The following is a 21,668-nucleotide window of genomic DNA, read 5'->3' on the forward strand; positions in this document are numbered from 1 at the left end:
TTGTGCCTTTTACTTCTATGGCTTCGAATGGTTTTTCTTTAGTTTGTTCTTCTTTTTCTTCTTTTAACTTATTCTCATCATAAAAAGCTTTTAATTTTAAATATTCTTTTTTAAAGTCTTCTATGCTGATTTCTTCATTTGCAAACAACATTTCTAATCTATTATCATTATCTTCAAATGATTTTTTAAATTTTTTATCACTTAAAGATAGTTTGTCTATGGGATTTTCTTTTAAAAATTCTAAAAGCTCTTTTGAATCATCGTTATTTTGATAAAAAGCTCTTTGATATATTGAATTGTTTTCAAATTTAAACAAAGGTTGAACTTCTAGCTTAAGTGATACAACCCAAGCAGGATCACACTTATTTACTTTAAGAGAATCTTTTGTGCTTAATATTTCTTCGTTTGGGTCTTTTCCGTAAGTAATTATTCCTTTTAGCATTTCGTTTTCTAAGGCTTCATAAATCTTACTGCCTTTTTCGTAAGCTCCTATTTTACTAAGCACAGCATTTGGATCGTATGTGCCCCATTCATCTTGTGGGGCGTCTTTTAAAATATTTGCGATTTGTTCTTTTAGATTATCTTTAGGAGTTTGAGTGGTTAGAATTTGATTTTTAATATTTGTTTGATAATTTATATAATTGTTATTTGATATTTGCATTTTAAACCCCCGTTATTTTTCTATATCGGTAGGTTTAAAAAAATATTAATAGATATTTAATTTATATCTGAACTCTTTTATAAAAATCCTTAGCATTAGCCCTAAAATCATTTGAATAATTATTGTTTAATAAAGCATCTACTGCTAGGCTCTGACTTAACTCTCTTACCTTTTCTTTTAATTTTTTCTCATCTTCAAACTTATCTAAATAATCTTGGATTTTTTCCTTGCTAAGTCCTGTTAATAATTCTAGCTTTGAAATATCTATGCCTTCATTTGGATTAAGCTTACTTAGTGCATCTTCTATAATCATTCTTTCTTTATATTCATCTTTAATCTTAGTTGCCCCACTATCGCTTACCTTAAGCCCTTGTGTGCCACCTAGAAAACTTACAAATAATCCTGCATTAGAAATCTCGCCATCTTTTATATAAGGACTTAAATCAAAATTAAGCTTTCTGCTATTATTTACACTTAAATCATAATCAAACTTAAAGCCTATTTGTAAAGCATTTTCCTTATTCTCATAATACTTATTGACAACATTTGCGTGTGAATAATCAAATGTATAGCCATTATTGATTTTAAGTCCAACCAAATCAACATAATTTGGCATATTAGCAATATCATCTTTGCTAAACTCGGCTACATTTCCTACAATTTGCTCGTATAATCTAAATTGGTGTTTAATAGTGTCTGCGTAATCAATATTTTCATAAATATTATTAAAAATCCCAACTTGTGGCATAGTCATTAGGTTATTTTGTCTTGAGATTTCTTTTAGTGTGCTTGAATGGATTTTAAAATCATTTGGTAAGCCTGCAGCTTTGTTAAAATCAGCTCCTAAAAAGCCACTGCTATCAACGCTATAGCCAAACTCGGTAGCATTGTAAATCTTAGCTTTTGTTAAATCTCCTTGCCAAGATATATTAGAATTTAGCTTAGTTAAATCGTGAGTATTATCAAATACCTTAAATCTTGAATTATTAAACCTATCTATAAAGATATTTGAAGCGTCTATTATGTCTTTATCTAGCGAATACTGTGCTTGCGTTTCTAGCTTAGGATTTACCCTTGCAAATTCGCTTGCAAAAATAGATGAAAATGATACACCTGCAGCCTTTTGAGCTTTTTGAAGTTTGGCTTCATCAAAAATTGAAATACTTTCTATTTTCATTTGCTCTCCTTTAAATATTTATTTAAAAAAGCAAAAATCATTCCTTAATATTTTGTTACTTTTTTACACAACTTATAAAAAATATAAGTATTTTTATTATTTTATTTAATATTTATAATTAAGATTAGCTTTAAAAAATTAAAAAGGATTATAAATGATGCAGATGCGTTAGCGTCTAGCTAAACTTTCTAGCTAGACGCAAAAATGAATAAAAAGCAAGCGTGGGCTAGAAAGAAAATGTAAAAACATTTTCTTTAATTGTTGTGCGGTAAGCACCTTGAAAATTAAAGGAAAACAAATGAAGAAATTATTAATATTTTTATGTTTATTAAGCTTAAATGCTGATGAAAAATTAATCAAAATCGGAGTAACTCCATATCCAACTGCTATGATTTTAGAAAATGTAAAAGACTTGGTTGAAAATCAAGGATACAAACTAGAAATCATAGAATTTGATAATTACATAGTCCCAAATTACGCTCTAAATGATAAAGAATTAGATGCGAATTTTACTCAAATTAGACAATTTTTAGAAAGTTTTAACGAAGAAAGAGGGACAAATCTAGTTAGTGCAGGAAAAATATTTCTAGGTCCAATGGCAGCGTATTCAAATACTATTAAAGATATTAAAGATTTGCCTAAAAATGCCTTAGTTTATATACCAAGCGACCCTATTAATGGTGCTAGGGCTTTAGATTTACTAGCCTTAAATAATATAATAAGCTTTAATGAAGATGCAAAATCTAGCACAAAATCAGTATTAGATATTAAAGATAATCCATTAAAACTTACAATAAAAGAAATAGAAGCTCCACAACTTACAAGAACACTTAATGAATGTGATTTAGCGATAATTAATACAAATTACGCCCTACTAGCAGGACTAAATCCTATTAAGGATTCTATATTGCACGAAAGTAGCGATAGTGATTATGCTAGCGTTTTAGCTGTTAGAGCCAATGATTTAAATAGCCCTAAAACTAAAGCTTTGCTTAAGGCTATGAGAAGTGAAAAAATGAGAGAGTTTTTAAATACTAAGTTTAAAGATATATTAATTCCAAGTTTTTAAGGAGAATTTATGCTAAAAGCAAACAATCTTTCTAAAATATCATTTAAAAATCTTTATATTGAGCAAAAGAATTTGAGTGATTTTAAGAGTAAGGACGCAAGTGAGTGGGATAAAAAAGCTCAAAGTTTTAATGATTACGCAAAACACGAAGCTTATGTGAGAGAATTTTTAAAGCAAGTTGATTTTAGTGGGTGTGATAGTTTGCTTGATTTTGCTTGTGGGAGTGCTTTTTTAGCCAAGCACTCTTTAATAAATAATATTACTTTATGTGATTTTTCTCCTAAAATGCTTGAGTTTGCTAAGATAAATTGCCCTAATGCAAGGATAATTCAAGGCTCTTATGATGATTTAGATGGTAGTTGGGATTTGGTTTTTGCTAGTAGGTGTTTAGATGTTAATGACCTAGCAAAAGCATTGCAAATTCTTTTAAACTGCACTAAAAAAAGGCTATATTTTACATATAAAATTGACAATTCTTACATACACGAAAAAATCATAAATGCCCTTGATTTAGACATAATTGCAACGCCTAATTATATTTACGCTGCAAATATTTTAAATGAGCTTGGGTATTTTTTCACTTTAAATAAAATCACTATAAAAAATCAAAATTATTATAAAACTTATGAAGATTTACAAAAAAGCGTTGAGTTTTCTTATAAAAAACTAAATGATATTCAAATTGAAAAACTAAAAAATCTATATGAAAATGATAAAGATTTAATCAAACAAGAATTAAGCTGGGCTTTATTTTGCGTAGAAAAATAAGCCCCATATTAAAGGGCTTAAGATTATTTAAACTCTATTGTAAAGGTATTTTTAGTATTTAAAAGATACTCAAATCCTGCTTTAGGAACAAATTTTATAGTATCTTTTGTGTATGAAGAATTTGAAATATTATGAAAACTATTATTAATAAATTGAGTGCTATTATAGGTTGGTATAAAGTCAATTTTAGACAATAAATCATCTAAAATAATATTATCTTTAATAAAACTTAATTTCCCATCTACCTCATCATAATACCCAAAATCATAATCTTTTTTAAATTCTAAAGCTTGATTAGTAGTATTAATATCTTTAAACATTAAGCCTGTATAAGCTATATCATAAACATTATTATAAGTTATATTAAACTCATCTTTACCATCTACATAGACACTGATTGTAACCTTTTGTAAAGGTCTTGGCTTGTCCTTTTTGAAAGTAAATTGCGTAGTATTTTTATAGCTTGCCTCATCTTGCGAGTATTCGTTTAGATTAGATAATCTTGTATTTTCTCCTAAATTATTAAAAGCCAATTTAAATGCTTGATTTAAATCGTTTTTGCTAATATGTAAGGTTTTTAAATTGCCTTCATTGACTACTAAACCATTTAAATTGCCTACATCTATCATTAAATTTATATCATTTTTAAATTTTGTTGGAACAAATTTGTTATTAGAATTTGAACTTAACAAATAAAGATTATAAACCAAGCCCGCATTATCTCCTAGCATAAGTTTATCATAAGCTATATTTTTAATACCTATTGAATTGTCTTGATTAAGTTTGCATTTTTGCATATCTTTTTTGCAAGTTATATATTCGTTTTTAATAGCTTTTGTTTGTGATAAAAACTCAATATTTAAGGCTTTTTTAATAGGTATAAAACAAGAAATTTTTCCATTTTTTAAAGTATTTGCACTATCTAAATCAAATTCATCTTGAATACAAATATCTAATTCTTGGTCGTGTTTTGTAAAATTAGTTTCTGCTAATTCTATTAAACCATCAGTAGCTAAAGGAAAATTAATATTTAAATCAAACTTGCCATTATTTATAAAAGCTACTCCATATTTTTCTTTATTTCTTACACGATTGTCGTTAGCAAAAATTGTAATTTTATTATTTTCATTATTTAATAAGGCAAATTTTTTAGTAGTATTATCATAACTAATCACTAAATTAGCTATTCCAATTGCTAGATTTGAATAATTTTTCAATTCTCTTGATACAAAACTATTTAAAGTATTTTGAAATGCTTCTTGATTTAACGATGAAATGCCTAAACTAAATTCTTTAGGTCTAATAGCAAAATCATTGCTAGCAAAAGTATAGTTATAATTATCATTTATCATTTGTTCGCATACTAATTCATTGTTTTGATTAGTCTTTTCAAAATACTGATTATATTTAATACTTGTTTGTTTGATTGCTTGATTTGTCTTTATCCTAAGGATTAATTCATCATTTAATAAATACTTACCAGCACACGCACCTTCAGTGATTTTATCTATTTTAGAATTTGCATTATAGACATTAAGAATTTCAAAATTAGAATTAGACAAAAAGTCAATATAAACTCTACTAATATTTGAATAATTATTGCTAAGCCCTATGAAATATTCTTCATTTTCTAGCATAGTATTTACTAATTTTGCCTTTTTTGCATTAGAGTTTTTAGCATTATTTATAATTACTTTTTCATTATTATTGGTATATAAAGTATATATATTTTGATAATCATTTACTAAAGGAATACCTACAGAACCTTTGATTATACTTTTACCACTTTCTTGAAATATAGGTCTTTCAAAACCCCTAATTCTTTCTGTGATTTCAATATTTTTTTGATTAATTAAACAATTGCCTAAATTAAAAACCAATTCTTTAGTATTTTCTACTAGATTTAATTGGCATTTTGATTGTTTGCTACCACTCATATAATATTTAGCGTCAGCTTCTCTTTTTAATAAAGCTTTATTTCTATCCTTTAAATAGATTTTTTCATTTTTAATTTCTAAATTACTAGCGTCTGGATAAAAACTTAATTTAATTTCGCCTTTAGCTATCGCATTTAAAGCTCTTAAATTAATACTAAATTTAACTTCTTCTCCTGCGAATGTTGATTCATATATACCCTTTCTAACAAGAGAGCTTTTATGAATACTATAATTTGTAATCAAATCACTTGAATAATACTTACTATTTTGATGAGAATATTTAAAATTACTAGACCTAATTACATTCTTACCTAAATTACTTGTATCATAAGCAAAAATATCAAAAATATAGCACTTACCTTCGTTTTGTCTAGGTAAAGGATATGATGAGTATTCATTATATGCAGCTCTTAAATTCTTTAAAAATGCCTTTTCCTTAAAAATATCACTATAAAAAATATGAGAATTTTTAGCTTGCATATTTCTTATTTGCTTAAATCTGTCTTCCCAATCACTAGTCATATTAACACTTGGATTTGCTATTATGTAGTTATAAAAGTCGTTAATTAATTTATTATCTTCATTATTTGTAGTTTTTATAGGACTTTGGTCAATTAGATAATAAACAGCATCATTTAAAGTCTTTTTATATTCTATTTTAATTCTACCAGTAGTATCCACTGAATACAATTTATAAAGCTCTTCTATATATGTTTTAATATTATTTTTATTTTCTACTATAAATGAAAAACTATCTTGATTAGAATTAATTAAGCTCTTATAAGAATTATCATCAGCACTTGATGAATAAAATTCTAATGTATTTGGATTTGCTTTAGCATTGATTATATCTAAATACCCCCCCCCGTTGAGCTTTTTATCATTATTTAAACAATAAATTATTTTATTATTCTCTGCCTTTATTCCTAAGCTAGAACATAATTTTAAATAATCTCCTAAAAACTCATTATAACCATTAACATTGCCTAAAGATGGGTTTAATAAACAATCATTTATTTGTTTAGAATAATTTTTGTCTTGAATAGCATATACGATACCGAATTTTAATTCATCTGCAAAAATTAACAAATTAAATAAAAGTAATATAATAATTTTCAAATAAAACTCCAAAAATATATAAAATTCCGTTAGTTTAGCATAAATTTTTTGTAAATTATATAGCATAAAATAATAAAATTTATTTAGATAAATTAGTGGTAAATAAATTTAGGAGTAAAATAATCTTTTATCAAAAAGGATAGATTATGAATAAAAATACCTTGATTTTAAGTTTTATTATTGCTTCAAGATTTTTTGGGCTTTTTATTGTTTTACCTGTGATTAGCTTGTATTCGCATAAGTTAAACGGAGCTAATGATGTATTGGCTGGACTTATTGTTGGAATTTACGCAATTTTTCAAATGATTTTTAGTGTGCCTTTTGGAGCATTAAGTGATAAAATCGGTCGTAAAAAAACTATGCTTATGGGATTAATAATCTTTATAATAGGTTGTTTAATTTGTGCAAGTGCAAGTGATATTTATACAATGCTTGTTGGTAGGGTTTTACAAGGTATGGGAGCAATTGGCGGGGTTGCTACTGCTATGATTGCTGATTTAACTAGCGAAAAAGATAGAGCAAAAGCAATGGCGTTAATGGGTGGAGCTATTGGACTTAGCTTTGTTGTAGCTATTATTTTGGGTTCTGTTATTGCTAGTTTTTTAGGGCTTGGGGCTTTATTTTATATAAGTGCGATTTTAAGCGTTTTATGTATTGTATTATTAGCCTTTTTACCTAAAGAAAAAGAAATTATAAAACAAGAAAAAATCCCTTTTAAAGAAGCATTCATAAGTGCTAATTTAAATAAACTTTATCTAACTTGCTTTTTACAAAAAATGCTAAGCTCAAGCACCTTTATGCTAATTCCTTTAGCTTATGTAAATATATTTCATAAAAATAGTGATAATTTATGGATTATTTATAGCGTGGCTATGTTTTTTGGATTTTTGGCTATGGGAGTTGGTGGAGTTGTTGGCGAGTCAAAAGGCAAAAGTAAGACTATATTATTAAGCGGAGTTGCATTATTTTTCCTATCATATTTGATATTTTTAAGCTCTAGTTATTATTTATTTTTCTTAGCTGTTGTTTTATATTTTATTGCATTTTGTCTGCACGAGCCTATTATGCAAAGCTCAATTTCTAAGATTTGCAAAGCTAGACAAAAAGGTTTAGTATTAGGATTTTCAAATTCTTGCGGATATTTTGGCTCGTTTTTAGGAGCGTTTTTATGCGGGATTTTTATGCACGCTGATTTGGAAAATGAGTTTTTAATGCTGATTGCTTTTGTTTGTGCTATTTGGTTTTTTATCCTAAAAACTATGGATAATCCTAATGATTTTAAGACTTATAAATCTAATAAAGCTCCTTTAAAAGAAAGCGAATTTGTTATAGATATTAATAAAAAAGATGATATTTATTTAATCAAATATAATTCTAAGAAACTAAGCGAAGAAGAATTACAAAAATTATTTTAATAGATTAAAAAAGGTATAAATTATTAATTTATTACCTTTTTTTATATTTTCAAATTCTAATGATTTAACTCATAAACAATCTAAAATCAAGTTTTTCGTGAGCTAACATTCCTAAATCTAATTCATGATGAGTAGAAAACAAATGATATTTATTTAAATCATTTTCATCTAATAATTGCAAACTAAAAAATCCTTTTTCTATAAAACTTTTAGCAATTTGCATTGATTTATCAGCAGAGCGTTTAGCTAAATCTAAATTAATATGTAATAACTCGCTTGATTTTTTATAAGATAATGGTATAGCACGAGTTGCATTTTGAGTTAGTGTTTTTATACTTGAATATGCGTATTCAACAGCCATATTTTGCCCCAAAACACTAAAAGCAATAGCAGGATTGCAAAATTCATCGTTCTCACAAGCCTTATAATACCAACTTGCATATTCATCGTGCATAAATTCTGTATTTTTTAAAGTAGCTCTTGCCATACTAATACCTGCAGCCTTGCATTCAGCACTAGCCATTGATGAATTAGCTACTTTTGCTAATTTTAATAAACTTAATTTTTTACCCTTTAAACCACAAGCAATAGCATAAATAGCACCATCGCTAGTAGCAAATACATCTAGCATATAACTTTCTAACCATTTTTGAAAGCTTGAAGCGTCTTTTACAACGCCCCAAGAAATATAGCTTTCTAAACCAAAACTATGCGAATAAGCACCATTTGCAAAGGCACTATCAAATAAAAACTGCCCTAACATTAGTGATGATGACTCGCGTGTTTTAAAGCATGACGCAAAACTTTTTGCGTTTTTTCATAGCTTACTTGATTTTCTTCTAGCCACTCAATTATTAAATAATCATCTTCAACTATCATAAAACCATCTTCAAAAACAGCAGGCATATGTCTATTGCCTATTGAATGAGCTACAAAACCCATTTGCATCATATCTTTTGGCTTAATCAAAATTACACTCTGTGGCAAACATTCTATTACAAAAACTCTCTTATCATCTTCGCCTAAAACATCGCCATTATGAAAATGACCATTATCTAGGCTTATGCCAATTTCTACTCCACTATCACTTGTTAAGCGAAGTATGTGTTTTAATCTATCATCAGGCGAAACTTTTACATTATCTATCATTTTGCCTTTAGTATCATAATCTTTTATATTGCCTAGTATGGTTTTTACTATCATTTTTTCTCCTAAAATAAATAATATCTTTGAGTTAGTGGTAATTCTGTAGCTGGTTCGCTATATGCAACTTCTCCATCAACCGTTACTACATAAGTTTGTGGGTCAACTTCAATTTTTGGAGTTGCGTTGTTTAATTTCATATCAGATTTTTTAGCACTAGCTGCACCTTGTATTGGTAATACTTGTTTTTTAATTCCGTATTCTTTAGCAACATTTGCATCTACTGCCATTTTACACATAAAACTATAGCAAGTTTCGTGTAATGCAACACCTAAAGCACCAAACATTTTTCTATGCATTACTGGTTGTGGAGTTGGAATTGATGCGTTGCTATCTCCCATTACTGAATGTAAGCAAAATCCACCTTTAATTATTAATTTAGGTTTAGTTCCAAATGATTTTGGATCCCATAATACTAAATCAGCGATTTTACCAACTTCAACACTACCTACATAAGTAGAAATTCCTGCTGCTATTGCTGGATTTATTGTGTATTTTGCAATATATCTTTTAATACGCTCATTATCAGAATATTCACTATCATTACCTAATGCTCCACGCTGGATTTTCATCTTATGAGCTGTTTGCCAAGTTCTACTTACAACTTCACCAATTCTTCCCATAGCTTGAGAATCACTACTCATAATTGAGATTACACCCATATCGTGTAATACATCTTCAGCACCGATTGTTTCTTTTCTAATTCTACTATCAGCAAAAGCAACATCTTCTTTAACATTTTTGCTTAAGTGATGGCAAACCATTAACATATCTAAATGCTCTTCAATAGTATTAACCGTAAATGGCATTGTTGGGTTTGTTGAAGCTGGTAAAATATTTGGCTCGCCTGCTAATTTAATAATATCAGGAGCATGACCGCCACCAGCACCTTCTGTATGGAATGTATGAATGGTTCTACCATTAATTGCTGCTTTTGTATCTTCTACACAACCATATTCATTTAATGTATCTGTGTGAATACCTACTGATACATCAGCAATCTCTGCAGCTTTTAATGCGTTATCAATAGCACTTTTTGTAGTTCCCCAGTCTTCGTGAATTTTAAGTCCTGCTGCACCTGCACGAAGTTGTTCTAAATTCACTTCTACATTAGAACCATGACCTTTAGCATAAAGACCTATATTAATAGGTAAATCATCAGTGCCTTGAAGCATTCTTTTTATATTAAATATACCAGGGGTGCAAGTTGTAGCCTTAGAACCATCGTTTGGACCTGTTCCACCACCAAATAAAGTAGTAATACCATTGCTTAAAGCTTCATCAACTTGTTCAGGATTTATAAAATGTATATGAGTATCAATCCCACCTGCTGTAACTATAAGACCTTCTCCTGCAAGTGCTTCAGTGCCAACTCCAGTTACAAAGTCAATATCATCAGTAATATCAGGGTTTCCACCTTTACCAATTGCGTGGATTTTTCCATTTTTAATACCTATATCTGCTTTATAAATACCTGTATAATCAATTATAAGTGCATTTGTAATTACTAAATCAACTACATCTTTATCTAAAAATCTTGAGTTTTGACCCATACCATCACGAAGAGTTTTTCCACCACCGAATTTGCACTCTTCGCCATATTTTGTATAGTCTTTTTCAACTCTAGCAAAAAGATTTGTATCAGCTAATCTTATACTATCACCAGTAGTTGGTCCAAAATGAGATGCGTATTCTGCTCTAGTTATTTTAAACATTATTGCTCCTTATTTATCTAATTTACCATTGATTTTGCAATTTTGTCCCCAAACTTCACGACTACCTGCTAAATCAATTAACTTAACACTTTTTTTCATACCTGGTTCAAAACGAACTGCAGTTCCACTAATAATATCTAAACGCTTTCCACGAGCTTTTTCTCTATCAAATTCTAAAAGTTTATTTGTTTCATAAAAATGATAATGAGAACCTACTTGAACTGGTCTATCTCCTGTATTTACAACTTCAATTTCTATACTTTCACGACCTTCGTTGCAAACTATATCACCTTGTGCATAAATTATTTCACCTAATTTCATAATTCCTCCTTAGTTAATTGGATTATGGATAGTTACTAATTTGGTTCCATCTTTGAAAGTAGCTTCAATTTGAACTTCATTTACTATATCAGCAACACCTTCCATAACTTGGTCTTTGCGTAAAACATTTTTACCTTCGTTCATAAGGTCGCTTACGCTCTTACCTGCTCTTGCACCTTCCATTACATAATCACTTATAATAGCAATTGCTTCAGGGCAATTTAACTTAAGACCATTGTCTAAACGCTTTCTAGCAACTACTGCTGCATAGCTTAATAAGAGTTTTTCTTGCTCTTTTTTTGTTAATGTCATAATTTCTCCTTTACAAAATTAGTTTTATAAAATTATTATATTTTTATTGTCTTGCTAAGATTAACTTCATACCTCCTTTATGCAAAAAATTGCTTTTAATATCATTAATATATTTCATAGCTAAATCATTATCATCTGATGAAATTCTAATAATATTAGTATTATTAATAATACTTGAATGAGCTTTTAAATTCTCATTATGAATTGTTTTAAATTCCACATCGCCTTTTATAATCAATGTATAAAAATAGTTATGATTATAAAGAGAATTTAAACTACTATTAGAGTTATAATAAAATATATCATTAATACTTAATTTATTATTGATAAATATTCTTAAAGATAATTTTGCCCTAAATTGCGAATTTGCATAGCCTAAAAATCCACCATCTAAATAAAATAATCTTGAATTATCATTCATAAAAATAGTAGTTTTGCTTGAAAAATTTGAATTCTGATAAAAAATATTAGCATCATTATGAAAAACCAAAATAGAATTATTATCAAGTTCTATATTTGTTTTTAAACTAGAAGTGCCTTTATATATTTTTTGATTTGATTGAGAACTTAAAGTAGCCTTAGAATTAACTAATTTAAAGCTTTGAGCGTAATTATCTTGATTTACAAAACCACCACCTAAAGTGCTAAGATAAGCAAAAAAATCTTCATTTTCGCTATCTTCTCCAAATCTAGTTGGAACTTGAATTAACCTTTGCATACCTTGTTGGTAATGCTCTTTTAAATGGTTATTTTCAAGTGTTATTTTTAATAAGCTCACTCTAAGCCTTTAAGAAGACAATTTTTCTCAATCCAATTAATAACTTCAGACAAACCCTCATCTTTTTTAAGATTTGTAAAGAAAAAGTCTTTATTTTTTCTAAAATGTAAAGTATCGCTTTTCATAATATCAAGATTTGCACCAACATAAGGAGCTAAATCGGTTTTATTAATTATAAATAAATCAGATTTAATCATTCCAGCACCTGCTTTGCGTGGGATTTTTTCACCTTGTGCCACATCAATTACATAAATACTAAAATTAACTAAATCAGGACTAAAAGTAGCAGCTAAATTATCTCCACCACTTTCTAAAAAAAGTAAATCTAAATTAAATTTCTTTTGTAATTCATTTAATGCAGCTTCATTCATTGAAGCATCTTCTCTAATCGCAGTGTGCGGACACCCACCAGTTTCTACACCTATAATTCTTTCTGGTGGTAAAACGCTGTTTTTCGCTAAAAACAAGGCATCTTCTTTTGTATAAATATCATTTGTTACAACGCCTATTTCATAATCTTTACTCATAACTCTTACTAATCTTTCTATTAAAAGAGTTTTACCAGCTCCAACAGGACCACCTACACCTATAATGACAGGTTTTTTCATAACAATCCTTTAAAAAAAATTAATTTTGGCTTTTAGTTTAGTTTTAAAAAGCTTAAAAATTGCTGAATTATTTAAAATTTAAAAAGTATATATAATTTTATTATTAATTATTTATTTATAATAATTATATATTATTTAATTTTTATAAATAATTTTCATATTTTATATAAATTTTGCATAAATTTAAATAAAAAAAAAAAAACAATAAATTATTTATAAAGATTAAGATTATTTTAATTTTAATCAATCTACAATAGGAAAATGTATTTTTGTTTTTCAAAAAGATAAAAATCATTTAACAATAATTTTAAGGAGTAAATCATGAATAATGATTTAAGAGGAAATGCCACAGGTATGACCTATGTCATATTCTTAATCGGTATTTTATTTCTTTCTTTTACTGCACCTTGGCAAAAGTTATCTAACTTTGACCCAGCTACAGGTGCTTTTATGCGTTGCTTGATAGGAACTATCTGCCTTATCCCTTTTGCGATTATGGAAGCAAAAAAAATTGGTAAACTTACCAAAAAAGGTGTATTGTTATCTATTTTAGCTGGACTTGTATTAGGGATTGACTTTACTGCGTGGAATTATTCAATATTCTTTGTAGGTTCAGGAATTGCTTCAATTCTTTTAAATATTCAAGTAATTATGTTGCCAGCTTTAGCATTCATTACAGATAGAGAAAGAATTCCATTTAGCTATTATTTCATAGCACCTATAATGCTTGCTGGTGTTATCTTAGCTGGTGGTGCTTTAGAAAATGGTATAGTTGATCCAAATGGCCCTCAAGAAGTATTTGGTACTGGTATTATGGCAGTTGGAACAATTTGCGGTCTTACTTCAGGATTTTGCTATGGAATTTACTTATTCGCTAGCAGAAGAGCAGGAAGAATTGGAAATGGACAAGTTGTTCAACCTATTTTAATCTCAAGTGCTGCTCAGCTTGTAGCTCCTGTTGTATGGGCGTTCTTAATCACAGGAAATGGCTTCATATTTGACCAAGGTGTTATGGTTGATACTGCTGCTGGTATTAAAGCAATGCACTTACCACAAGCTGCTATAGAAAGCGTTACAAGTCCATTTGGTAATGTGGCTTTAGGCGATCCTATCACTGGAATGAACTGGTTATGGATGATAGTTTTAGGAACTGCAGGTCAAGCTGCTGCTTGGACATTTGCTCAACATGGTTCAGTTAAACTAAACCCTACTTTAGGTGCTGGGTTATTAATCTTAAGTCCAATAGCTACTGTTGCTTTAATCGGACCTCTTATGTTTGGCGAAAGCTCATCATTATTACAAAAAGTTGGTGTTGTGATTGCACTTCTTGCTGTTGCTTACCAAAACGGCTTAATTACTGCTTTAATGAATAAAATTAGAGGCAAGTAAATATTTAATCTTCCTAAATTATTAGGAAGATTACTTACAATCTTTACTTATACTATTATCGTAACTACAAGCTATATTTATATAAGCTTTTTTATTTTCCCCGCTAAGCTCTTTTGATTCATCTAAAAATAATTTTGCACTAAAATATTTTATAGCGTTATTATTTATTATTGTATTAATCTTGCAACCATCATTTAATAATTCACATTTTGTATAAGCATAATTTCCTAAGGCACAAACCATAGGCTCATCATCATTACAAGCTCTTGCGTAATATTCATAAGCTTTTTTGAAATTCTTTTGCTCTAATGCTTTTTTAGCAATTTTAGTATCATTTGAATTTGAATTAGAACTAGCTGCATTTAAGGCTGATTTACCAACACTATAAATAACTTTAATAGGAATTGTAATTGCAAAAACAGCAACAGAAGTTGCGACAGAAGCCACACCGCTTATTAAAGAACTACATCCTAAAAATATAAATAATATAAAACTAAAAATTATTTTCATATTAATCCTTTAATAAAAAACGCTAATATTAGCAAATGAAAGTTTTAAAATCACCTTGTTTTGATAGTTTTGAAGTAAAGGGTTCTAAATTCTTATGCTATTTTGAACCACTTAATATTAACGAAAATGTTCGCACTAGACAAGAAGAATTAAGAGCCGAGCATTTTAAATGCGTTCATGTAGTCTATGCTAGTAGAGTATTAAATGAATTTGGGCAAATTGTAGAAAATCAAAGTGATGATGGAGAGCCTAAAGGAAGTAGTGGAGCACCTGCTCTTAATGTATTAAGGGGAGCTAATATTGTAAATGCAGCTTGTTATATAGTAAGATATTTTGGTGGAACATTATTAGGAGTTGGCGGGCTTGTAAGAGCATATTCAAACGCAGTTAATTTAGGAATTTCAAAAGCTAATGAGCTAAATCTACTTTCTAATTATATAAAAAAAGAATCATATTATATAGAACTTGAATATAGCCAAATAAATAAATTAAGTTATATTTTAGATAAACTAAATATCGTTTATTCTAAAGATTTTGGAGCAAATGTTGTATTTTATTTAGAACTTAGCACAGATGAATTAGAAGAATTAGAAAAAGAATTGATAGATTTAAGATTAATTTTAAATAAATTATAAGGATATAAAATGAAAAAATATATGATGATTGTTAGCCTATTATTTTTAAGTGCTTGTAAAAACGAAGATATACAAAAAAGTGTCAAAAATTGCTTAAACGAACTTTCTAATCAACCAAGTGAAGCTGTTTTTGATAAATGTTTTTATTATGAAAATGAATTTCAAAGACAATTAAGTATTAATTTTGAAAATGTATTACCTAAATTATTTAATAATTATGGTGGAATTGCAGAAATTAAAGTAGATATATTAAATAGTTCTAATAATAGTGCTGAAGTGCAAATTATTACTAAATTTAATAATGGTTTTGTTAAAAATGAAAAGAGAAAAATGGTAAAAATTGATAATTTATGGAAAATGTCAGCAGATATTATAAAATAAAAGGCTTGATAATCAAGCCTTTAAATTATTTTACACAACAACTTGTTGCACCTGTATTTTTTAGCATCCAAATTGATTTTTCATAACTAGCAATTTGCTCTTGAGCATAAGCTGCAGTAGTTGTATCTCCTGCTTCTTCAGCAAATTTATTTAACTTTTTAAACTCAGCTAATAAGTATTCATAATCAGCTAATATAAGTCCAACTAATTCAGTAGCTTCAAAGCAAGTTTTATCAGTTCTTGGAGCTTTTGCAGTTTCCATTAATTCTTTTGGGCAAACTATAGCTTTATGTCCTAATTGTAATAATCTTTCAGCACAATCATCAAACATTTCAGCCATTTTTTCATATGCTTCTTCAGTATATGAATGAAGTGCAAAGAATTGTAATCCTTTTACATTCCAATGGTAGTTATGAAACTTTAAAAATAATGCGTGCGCATCAGCTTGTAATTGTAATAATTGTTTTTCTAATGACATTCTGTCTCCTTTAATTGAATTTGTATTGCATTATAACAAAAATAGATTAATTAATTTTTATTACTTAATAATTTTTATTATTTAAATTAAAAATATTTTTCATTTTCACTAGTATTATTTAACTATAAATTGATATTCTTAACAAATTTATAAAAAAAAGGAGAAATATGAAAAAATCATTATTAGCACTTAGTGCAGTAGCTATTATGTTTATTGGTTGTGGAAACAAAATCAGTGATGAGCAGGTTAAAAATTTTGAAACTTCATTAAATAATTCTATTAAAAACGAAATTGAAAAATTAAAAGTTCTAACTGCTATGTTTGAAATTCCATCTAATGTAAATATTAGTGATTACAAATGTGAAAATAAAGGTGATTATGCAGAATGTAAGAGCAAAGGTATTGATGTTATTATAAATAATCAAAAAGTTTTAAGTGTTGAAGAAATAAAAATTGAAACAAATGGATTTTATACTGGAGATAAAAAAGGAAGTGTTAGCATAAAAGAATTAGCAGCAAATACTCCTAAAGAAAGTTTTTATAAAAGTGAAATAAAATCAATTAAACTAGGTGAAATAGCTGTAGGATTTGCTAGTATGTTGGCTATTTCTGATAATAAATTAGGAATACTTCCAGAACTAGCAAAAGATGAATATTCTATCAACACAATCACTAAAACAAAAGATATAGCAAATAATGGAAATGTTAAGGTTGAATTTAAATTAATCGGCAAACATAATAAAAATGAATTAGCTTTTGCAATAGATTTAGATGTATTAGATAAATTCTTTGAAATATGTGATAAATTAAATATTACTTATAATATTGATAATTATAAGATTGATAATGTAGATACACTTGATAAATACGATATGGATAATAAAGAATTTGCAGAATCTTTATTAATTAATTCAATTGAAAGCAAAATAAATATTAACAATAACTTAAAAGCTATTAAAGAATATGTAATGCAAAATATTGATAAAGTCCCTGAACAATTTAGACCAATTGTTGATAGTTTTTTTGCTAATACACCACACAAATTTGAGCAAAGTTTAAAAGTTAAAAACAAATATAATATGTTAAAAGCTATAGAAGAAAGTGAAAATCAATTACCTAAAGACTTTAACGATAATGTAGAAATAAAAATAAATGGTATGAATTTTACTCAAATAAAATAAAAAAATCCTATTTCAAATTCTAGAATTTGAAATAGGAATAAAACTTATTTTTTCTTACTTTCGTTAAATTTTAATAATTCTTTTTTAACTACTGGAGCTAATAAAAATAACGCTAAAACATTAGGTAATACCATTAAAGTATTACATAAATCAGAAATACTCCAAACCAAATCAAGCTTTAGCATAGCACCTATAAAAATACATAAAACAAACACTATTTTAAATATAGGTAAAGCTTTATTTGAGAATAAATATTGCACATTAATTTGAGCGAAATAATACCAGCCAATAATGGTTGTAAATGCAAAAAACACAAGACAAATTGCAAGTAATTTCACACCAATACTACCAAAAGCAATGCTAAATGCCGAAGTAGTTAGCTCAATACCGCTAAGACTTAAATCAGCTCCGCTAAGTAAGATTATAAGAGCAGTTGCTGTGCAAATAAATGCTGTATCAATAAATACTGCAAGCATTGCCACAAAACCTTGAGAAACAGAATTTTTAGTAGTTGCACTTGCGTGTGCGTGTGGTGTGCTTCCCATACCTGCTTCGTTTGCAAAAAGTCCCCTTGCAACCCCATATCTAATAGCTTCTTTAATACCAATTCCAACAGCTCCACCAGCTACTGCTTCAAGTCCGAAAGCTTGTTTAAAAATCATAGAAAATACATTGCCTATATTTTCGTGAAATGCTATTAAAATATAAACTGCAACCAAAACATAAAATATAGCCATAAAAGGCACTACAAGTTCAGCAAATCTAGCAATCCTTTTAACCCCGCCAATCACCACAAATCCTGCGATAATTGCAGTAATTGCTCCTGTAATTTTCAAATCCACTCCAAAAGCTTGATGAATTGCACCTGAAATAGAATTGCTTTGTGTCATTTGACCAGCACAACCAAGTGCAACAATAATTGCAATAGCAAAAAATCCAGCGAGTAAATTGCAAGTATTAGCACCTAATTTTTTCTTAAGACCAAGTTTTATATAAAACGCAGGACCTCCGATATAATGTCCGTGCTGCCATACCTTGTAGCGTTGTGCTAAAACACCTTCAGCTAAAATTGTAGCCATACCCAAAAATGCACTAGCCCACATCCAAAATATAGCTCCTGCTCCACCTAAATTAATAGCAGTTGCAACGCCTATGATATTACCTGTTCCAACTTGTGCTGAAATTGAAATCATCATAGCTTGTAGGGCTGTTATTCCGGAATTTTTTTTCTTACCTTTTTTGAATAAATCTCCAAAACTTGCACTCAAGCCTTCTTTAAAATAACGAAATTGCGGAAAACCTAGATAAATAGTGAAAATAAGACCTATTCCAACTAAGGCAAATACAAGAACATAAGCAACTAAAACTCCATTAATTTGCTCAATAAATTGATGAAAATCCATATGAAAACCTTGTTATAAATTAAAAAGTTTTAAGTCTAACAAAAAAAGTAAAAATTTTGCTTAAATTAATATTCTTTTGCAATCTAATTTAATAAATTTAAGCAATAAATACTACTAATTATAAAATATTAATAAAATAGCGTTATTAAAATAAATAAAATAATTAAATTGTGTTTTCATTAATTTAAAAATAAATTGTAAAAACATTATTTAAAAAATTCTTTAAATACGCCAATATCTTGGCAAAATAAAAATTAATTCAAATTCCTTAAAAAATATAAATATTAAAATATAGCTTTTATATAGGCTATAAAATCAATTTTATCAACACAACTTATTTGTAGTATAAATAAAATATTTTAAATTAAATAATTTTTTAATTAATAAACAATAAAAATGAGTAGCTAAGCTAGAGCATTATTAAAAACTCTAAAATACTTAGAATATATGCAAATTAGATTTTAAATTGCAAACCTAATTCTACTACAACCTTTCAAATTATAAAAAATAAATTCAAATACAAATTAAGTAAAGATTAAGAATGTGGGGGGGGGTATTATACTGATTTTACAAAAAGCATAATGCAAAACATTAGGCTTTAAACCAAATCAAAAGGAGATTAAATGAAAAAATTATTAAGTTTTGCAATATTTGCATCTATGTTAGTTGCTTGCGGGAGTGATACTCCTAAAGCTGATGATACTCCAGATATTGTAGTTAAAAAATGTTTGAAGTTAGTGATTGAAGAAGATAAACAAGCTGTTAAGTGCTTTAATTTTAAATCAGAAGATAAAAAAATTTATTAGAAAAAATGTCTTATAATGCAAAGGGCATTAAAGAAATGGGTAGTATTAAATCAATAGAAACAAACTTAGACTATGAGTTAGGAGGCGAAGCTGGAGTTAGATATAAAGTAACATTTAATAATGGTGAAAGTTTTTCTAAAGAAATTGACCTTATAAATATAAACAATACTTGGTATATGTACAAATTTTAGTTATTACAATTTAAGATTTATTGGAATTTATTTTAAGGATAAATTCCAAGCTTCATTAATAAAATGCAATAACTTAAACTCTTAAAAATTAAAATTTTACCTTAAAACATATTAAGGAATTTCAAACATTTTAGTGTCTAATTTATTTTAACAATAAAATTAAGCTAAACTTAGCTTTTAAATACTTTTAATGCTCTAGAATTTCAATTAGGAATTTGATTTTTAAAGAGTAGCAATCTAAATCATAATTTTTATAATAATTCTAAAAATAAGATTTTATTATCACTAAAGTCATATTCAATCTCACTAACTTCATTTAAATCTTTATCTAGCAGCTTTTTTGCTTCATCACTTGCGAAAAATTCTTTACAATTTTTATCATTTGTATTTATATTTTTAATACGCAAAATACCATCTTTAGAACTTACTTTTATACAAGCAATGCCATTTATTAAAAATTCTCCATTAGGATTTATAGGTGCATAGGTCATATCGCTAATCTTAGCAAATCTACCTTGTGCTACATAAAAAGCAGAAATATCAGAAATTGTTATTGATAAATTAGCTGCGTTTTGTTTATGAAAATTAGACTCACTTTTAGGCTCTTCGGATAAAATATTATAAGCTTGTGCATAAAAAAATGCTGCTGTTTTTTTATCCATACTCACACCATCACCTTTAGCATACATTAAAGCTAAAGTCCCGCAAGCTTCAAAATCTCCATCATAACAGCTATCTTTTAAGCTTTTTATATCAGCATTTAAAATCGTAAAACATAAAAATATAAAAAATAATTTTTTCATAAACTTTCATACTTGTTTTTGTAAATTATAAATTAATAATACACTAAAAATAAAATTTCACCTTTAAACTAGCTTGTATTGTTTTTAAAATAAAAATATTTATAAAATAATATATTTTATAAATATTTATAGCTTCATTATCTTTTGCTTCATCAAGGCTTAAAACCTGTGTTTTACACCTACAACCCCAGCCATTCGGTGGATAATTGTTACGCCAACAATAATGCTCCTTAGGTAAAATAAGTCCGTGAAAGGCTTTATGACTATCTCTAGTTCTATTATCCATAATTGCTACATATCTTAAGTAAGGCTTATCGCTAATTAGTTGTTTTTCATATCTTGCCAAACCATATACTTATCTTAGGTTTTGATTAAAGACAACTTTTAAATGGTGTTTATGAAGTCCGCTAATGCTTTCTAGCTCTTATACACAATCTTTAAAGCTTGTACCATTTACATAAGCCTTTTTTTAAGTATGCTATGCATTCTTTTAAGTGTTTCAATTTCATTTATCCCACTAATTAAGAATGTGCGATTATATGCACTAAAGCGAAGTTTATCTAAATCATAATCTTTAGGTAATTTATCATCAAAGTATTTAATTGCATCTAAAGGAGCTTAGTTTAAAAATATTGCTTAAATCATTCATCGCTTAAGCCTTTAAACTAATATTTGTAAAACTTGGGCCATTATGTTTTCTAGTTTGTCTTGTTTTATGCCTTAATTAAGTAATTTATTCACAGCGTCTTCATAAGAATTTGAGTTTTCAAGGACTTTTAAAATTGTTCTTATAAATCCTTATCTAAAT

Annotated in this window: 24 protein-coding genes; 9 read left to right on the forward strand and 15 right to left on the reverse strand. The window is 27.7% G+C overall.

The window, feature by feature from the left end; translation table 11 throughout:
• Nucleotides 1-661 (reverse strand): hypothetical protein (locus tag AVBRAN12642_RS08170; protein ID WP_336608197.1); only part of this gene is annotated, 661 nt, incomplete at its 3' end.
• A 61-nt stretch (nt 662-722) separates the two neighbouring features.
• Nucleotides 723-1,838: a Cj0814 family flagellar-dependent secreted protein gene (locus tag AVBRAN12642_RS08175; RefSeq protein ID WP_336608198.1), complete on the reverse strand. Its 1,116-nt coding sequence runs from the start codon at nt 1,836-1,838 to the stop codon at nt 723-725.
• Between the two features lie 298 nt (nt 1,839-2,136).
• Between AVBRAN12642_RS08175 and AVBRAN12642_RS08180 the strand changes: the two genes are divergently transcribed.
• Nucleotides 2,137-2,907, forward strand: coding sequence for a MetQ/NlpA family ABC transporter substrate-binding protein (locus AVBRAN12642_RS08180; protein WP_214119677.1), 771 nt, complete (start codon nt 2,137-2,139; stop codon nt 2,905-2,907).
• A 9-nt stretch (nt 2,908-2,916) separates the two neighbouring features.
• Nucleotides 2,917-3,675: a class I SAM-dependent methyltransferase gene (locus AVBRAN12642_RS08185; RefSeq protein WP_214118746.1), complete on the forward strand. Its 759-nt coding sequence runs from the start codon at nt 2,917-2,919 to the stop codon at nt 3,673-3,675.
• Between the two features lie 23 nt (nt 3,676-3,698).
• Here AVBRAN12642_RS08185 and AVBRAN12642_RS08190 read toward each other — a convergent pair whose 3' ends face one another.
• Nucleotides 3,699-6,731 (reverse strand): hypothetical protein, encoded by a 3,033-nt coding sequence (locus AVBRAN12642_RS08190; protein ID WP_336608199.1) that lies wholly within the window; start codon nt 6,729-6,731, stop codon nt 3,699-3,701.
• Between the two features lie 146 nt (nt 6,732-6,877).
• Between AVBRAN12642_RS08190 and AVBRAN12642_RS08195 the strand changes: the two genes are divergently transcribed.
• The gene (locus AVBRAN12642_RS08195) at nt 6,878-8,146 is read left to right on the forward strand and encodes an MFS transporter (protein WP_336608200.1); all 1,269 of its coding nucleotides are present in this window, start codon (nt 6,878-6,880) and stop codon (nt 8,144-8,146) included.
• Nucleotides 8,147-8,210: 64 nt separating this feature from the next.
• Here AVBRAN12642_RS08195 and AVBRAN12642_RS08200 read toward each other — a convergent pair whose 3' ends face one another.
• The 7 genes from AVBRAN12642_RS08200 to ureG are packed head-to-tail and all read right to left on the reverse strand — an operon-like array spanning nt 8,211 to nt 13,083.
• Nucleotides 8,211-8,909, reverse strand: a complete 699-nt coding sequence (locus AVBRAN12642_RS08200; protein ID WP_214118754.1) for an urease accessory protein UreF — start codon at nt 8,907-8,909, stop codon at nt 8,211-8,213.
• Nucleotides 8,909-9,349 (reverse strand): urease accessory protein UreE, encoded by a 441-nt coding sequence (locus AVBRAN12642_RS08205; RefSeq protein ID WP_214118756.1) that lies wholly within the window; start codon nt 9,347-9,349, stop codon nt 8,909-8,911. Before AVBRAN12642_RS08205 ends, AVBRAN12642_RS08200 begins: the two co-directional genes overlap by 1 nt.
• Before the next feature lie 8 nt (nt 9,350-9,357).
• Nucleotides 9,358-11,064, reverse strand: coding sequence for an urease subunit alpha (ureC, locus tag AVBRAN12642_RS08210; protein WP_214118758.1), 1,707 nt, complete (start codon nt 11,062-11,064; stop codon nt 9,358-9,360).
• A 9-nt stretch (nt 11,065-11,073) separates the two neighbouring features.
• A complete protein-coding gene (gene ureB / locus AVBRAN12642_RS08215) occupies nt 11,074-11,385 on the reverse strand; it encodes an urease subunit beta (protein WP_214118760.1) in 312 nt (103 codons plus the stop codon).
• A gap of 9 nt (nt 11,386-11,394) precedes the next feature.
• Complete coding sequence (locus AVBRAN12642_RS08220) at nt 11,395-11,697, reverse strand: urease subunit gamma (RefSeq protein WP_214118762.1); 303 nt, start codon at nt 11,695-11,697, stop codon at nt 11,395-11,397.
• A gap of 43 nt (nt 11,698-11,740) precedes the next feature.
• On the reverse strand, nt 11,741-12,475 hold the full coding sequence (locus AVBRAN12642_RS08225) for an urease accessory protein UreD (RefSeq protein ID WP_336607633.1): 735 nt from the start codon (nt 12,473-12,475) through the stop codon (nt 11,741-11,743).
• Nucleotides 12,472-13,083, reverse strand: a complete 612-nt coding sequence (gene ureG, locus AVBRAN12642_RS08230; RefSeq protein ID WP_336607634.1) for an urease accessory protein UreG — start codon at nt 13,081-13,083, stop codon at nt 12,472-12,474. The genes AVBRAN12642_RS08225 and ureG overlap by 4 nt, the downstream gene beginning before the upstream one ends.
• A 321-nt stretch (nt 13,084-13,404) precedes the next feature.
• Between ureG and AVBRAN12642_RS08235 the strand changes: the two genes are divergently transcribed.
• Nucleotides 13,405-14,472 (forward strand): DMT family transporter, encoded by a 1,068-nt coding sequence (locus AVBRAN12642_RS08235; protein WP_336607635.1) that lies wholly within the window; start codon nt 13,405-13,407, stop codon nt 14,470-14,472.
• A 30-nt stretch (nt 14,473-14,502) separates the two neighbouring features.
• Here the strand turns inward: AVBRAN12642_RS08235 and AVBRAN12642_RS08240 are convergent, their stop codons facing one another.
• The gene (locus AVBRAN12642_RS08240; protein WP_336608201.1) at nt 14,503-14,982 is read right to left on the reverse strand and encodes a hypothetical protein; all 480 of its coding nucleotides are present in this window, start codon (nt 14,980-14,982) and stop codon (nt 14,503-14,505) included.
• A 35-nt stretch (nt 14,983-15,017) separates the two neighbouring features.
• Between AVBRAN12642_RS08240 and AVBRAN12642_RS08245 the strand changes: the two genes are divergently transcribed.
• Both AVBRAN12642_RS08245 and AVBRAN12642_RS08250 read left to right on the forward strand, forming a co-directional pair.
• Entirely contained in the window at nt 15,018-15,617 is a 600-nt protein-coding gene (locus tag AVBRAN12642_RS08245) for a YigZ family protein (RefSeq protein ID WP_239803348.1), read from the forward strand.
• A gap of 9 nt (nt 15,618-15,626) precedes the next feature.
• A complete protein-coding gene (locus tag AVBRAN12642_RS08250; RefSeq protein WP_214118775.1) occupies nt 15,627-15,998 on the forward strand; it encodes a DUF4878 domain-containing protein in 372 nt (123 codons plus the stop codon).
• 25 nt (nt 15,999-16,023) lie between these two features.
• On the opposite strand, the gene AVBRAN12642_RS08255 is transcribed toward AVBRAN12642_RS08250, so the two are convergent.
• Nucleotides 16,024-16,476: a Dps family protein gene (locus AVBRAN12642_RS08255; RefSeq protein WP_336607639.1), complete on the reverse strand. Its 453-nt coding sequence runs from the start codon at nt 16,474-16,476 to the stop codon at nt 16,024-16,026.
• 167 nt (nt 16,477-16,643) lie between these two features.
• On the opposite strand from AVBRAN12642_RS08255, the gene AVBRAN12642_RS08260 reads away from it, so the two are divergent.
• Nucleotides 16,644-17,657 (forward strand): hypothetical protein, encoded by a 1,014-nt coding sequence (locus AVBRAN12642_RS08260; protein ID WP_336608202.1) that lies wholly within the window; start codon nt 16,644-16,646, stop codon nt 17,655-17,657.
• A 44-nt stretch (nt 17,658-17,701) separates the two neighbouring features.
• Here the strand turns inward: AVBRAN12642_RS08260 and AVBRAN12642_RS08265 are convergent, their stop codons facing one another.
• On the reverse strand, nt 17,702-19,060 hold the full coding sequence (locus AVBRAN12642_RS08265; protein ID WP_214119668.1) for an alanine/glycine:cation symporter family protein: 1,359 nt from the start codon (nt 19,058-19,060) through the stop codon (nt 17,702-17,704).
• A gap of 623 nt (nt 19,061-19,683) precedes the next feature.
• Here AVBRAN12642_RS08265 and AVBRAN12642_RS08270 point away from each other — a divergent pair.
• Together AVBRAN12642_RS08270 and AVBRAN12642_RS08275 are read left to right on the forward strand one after the other, a co-directional pair.
• Nucleotides 19,684-19,866: a hypothetical protein gene (locus tag AVBRAN12642_RS08270; RefSeq protein WP_336607641.1), complete on the forward strand. Its 183-nt coding sequence runs from the start codon at nt 19,684-19,686 to the stop codon at nt 19,864-19,866.
• Nucleotides 19,867-19,871: 5 nt separating this feature from the next.
• Nucleotides 19,872-20,057, forward strand: a complete 186-nt coding sequence (locus tag AVBRAN12642_RS08275) for a hypothetical protein (protein WP_336607642.1) — start codon at nt 19,872-19,874, stop codon at nt 20,055-20,057.
• Between the two features lie 251 nt (nt 20,058-20,308).
• Here the strand turns inward: AVBRAN12642_RS08275 and AVBRAN12642_RS08280 are convergent, their stop codons facing one another.
• The gene (locus tag AVBRAN12642_RS08280; RefSeq protein ID WP_336607643.1) at nt 20,309-20,860 is read right to left on the reverse strand and encodes a hypothetical protein; all 552 of its coding nucleotides are present in this window, start codon (nt 20,858-20,860) and stop codon (nt 20,309-20,311) included.
• A 43-nt stretch (nt 20,861-20,903) separates the two neighbouring features.
• Entirely contained in the window at nt 20,904-21,206 is a 303-nt protein-coding gene (locus AVBRAN12642_RS08285) for a phage head morphogenesis protein (protein WP_336607644.1), read from the reverse strand.
• Nucleotides 21,207-21,668 lie beyond the last annotated feature (462 nt).

It is taken from the genome of Campylobacter sp. RM12642 (assembly GCF_020137635.1).
Lineage (GTDB): Bacteria > Campylobacterota > Campylobacteria > Campylobacterales > Campylobacteraceae > Campylobacter_E.

Coding starts and splice junctions, on each gene's coding strand:
- AVBRAN12642_RS08255 (WP_336607639.1), bottom strand. CDS start 16,476: ATGTCATTAGAAAAACAATTATTACAATTACAAGCTGATGCGCACGCA.
- AVBRAN12642_RS08205 (WP_214118756.1), bottom strand. CDS start 9,349: ATGATAGTAAAAACCATACTAGGCAATATAAAAGATTATGATACTAAA.
- ureB (WP_214118760.1), bottom strand. CDS start 11,385: ATGAAATTAGGTGAAATAATTTATGCACAAGGTGATATAGTTTGCAAC.
- AVBRAN12642_RS08240 (WP_336608201.1), bottom strand. CDS start 14,982: ATGAAAATAATTTTTAGTTTTATATTATTTATATTTTTAGGATGTAGT.
- AVBRAN12642_RS08270 (WP_336607641.1), top strand. CDS start 19,684: ATGAAAAAATTATTAAGTTTTGCAATATTTGCATCTATGTTAGTTGCT.
- AVBRAN12642_RS08220 (WP_214118762.1), bottom strand. CDS start 11,697: ATGACATTAACAAAAAAAGAGCAAGAAAAACTCTTATTAAGCTATGCA.
- AVBRAN12642_RS08175 (WP_336608198.1), bottom strand. CDS start 1,838: ATGAAAATAGAAAGTATTTCAATTTTTGATGAAGCCAAACTTCAAAAA.
- AVBRAN12642_RS08185 (WP_214118746.1), top strand. CDS start 2,917: ATGCTAAAAGCAAACAATCTTTCTAAAATATCATTTAAAAATCTTTAT.
- AVBRAN12642_RS08195 (WP_336608200.1), top strand. CDS start 6,878: ATGAATAAAAATACCTTGATTTTAAGTTTTATTATTGCTTCAAGATTT.
- ureG (WP_336607634.1), bottom strand. CDS start 13,083: ATGAAAAAACCTGTCATTATAGGTGTAGGTGGTCCTGTTGGAGCTGGT.
- AVBRAN12642_RS08280 (WP_336607643.1), bottom strand. CDS start 20,860: ATGAAAAAATTATTTTTTATATTTTTATGTTTTACGATTTTAAATGCT.
- AVBRAN12642_RS08265 (WP_214119668.1), bottom strand. CDS start 19,060: ATGGATTTTCATCAATTTATTGAGCAAATTAATGGAGTTTTAGTTGCT.
- AVBRAN12642_RS08180 (WP_214119677.1), top strand. CDS start 2,137: ATGAAGAAATTATTAATATTTTTATGTTTATTAAGCTTAAATGCTGAT.
- AVBRAN12642_RS08260 (WP_336608202.1), top strand. CDS start 16,644: ATGAAAAAATCATTATTAGCACTTAGTGCAGTAGCTATTATGTTTATT.
- AVBRAN12642_RS08250 (WP_214118775.1), top strand. CDS start 15,627: ATGAAAAAATATATGATGATTGTTAGCCTATTATTTTTAAGTGCTTGT.
- AVBRAN12642_RS08200 (WP_214118754.1), bottom strand. CDS start 8,909: ATGTTAGGGCAGTTTTTATTTGATAGTGCCTTTGCAAATGGTGCTTAT.
- AVBRAN12642_RS08235 (WP_336607635.1), top strand. CDS start 13,405: ATGAATAATGATTTAAGAGGAAATGCCACAGGTATGACCTATGTCATA.
- AVBRAN12642_RS08245 (WP_239803348.1), top strand. CDS start 15,018: ATGAAAGTTTTAAAATCACCTTGTTTTGATAGTTTTGAAGTAAAGGGT.
- ureC (WP_214118758.1), bottom strand. CDS start 11,064: ATGTTTAAAATAACTAGAGCAGAATACGCATCTCATTTTGGACCAACT.
- AVBRAN12642_RS08275 (WP_336607642.1), top strand. CDS start 19,872: ATGTCTTATAATGCAAAGGGCATTAAAGAAATGGGTAGTATTAAATCA.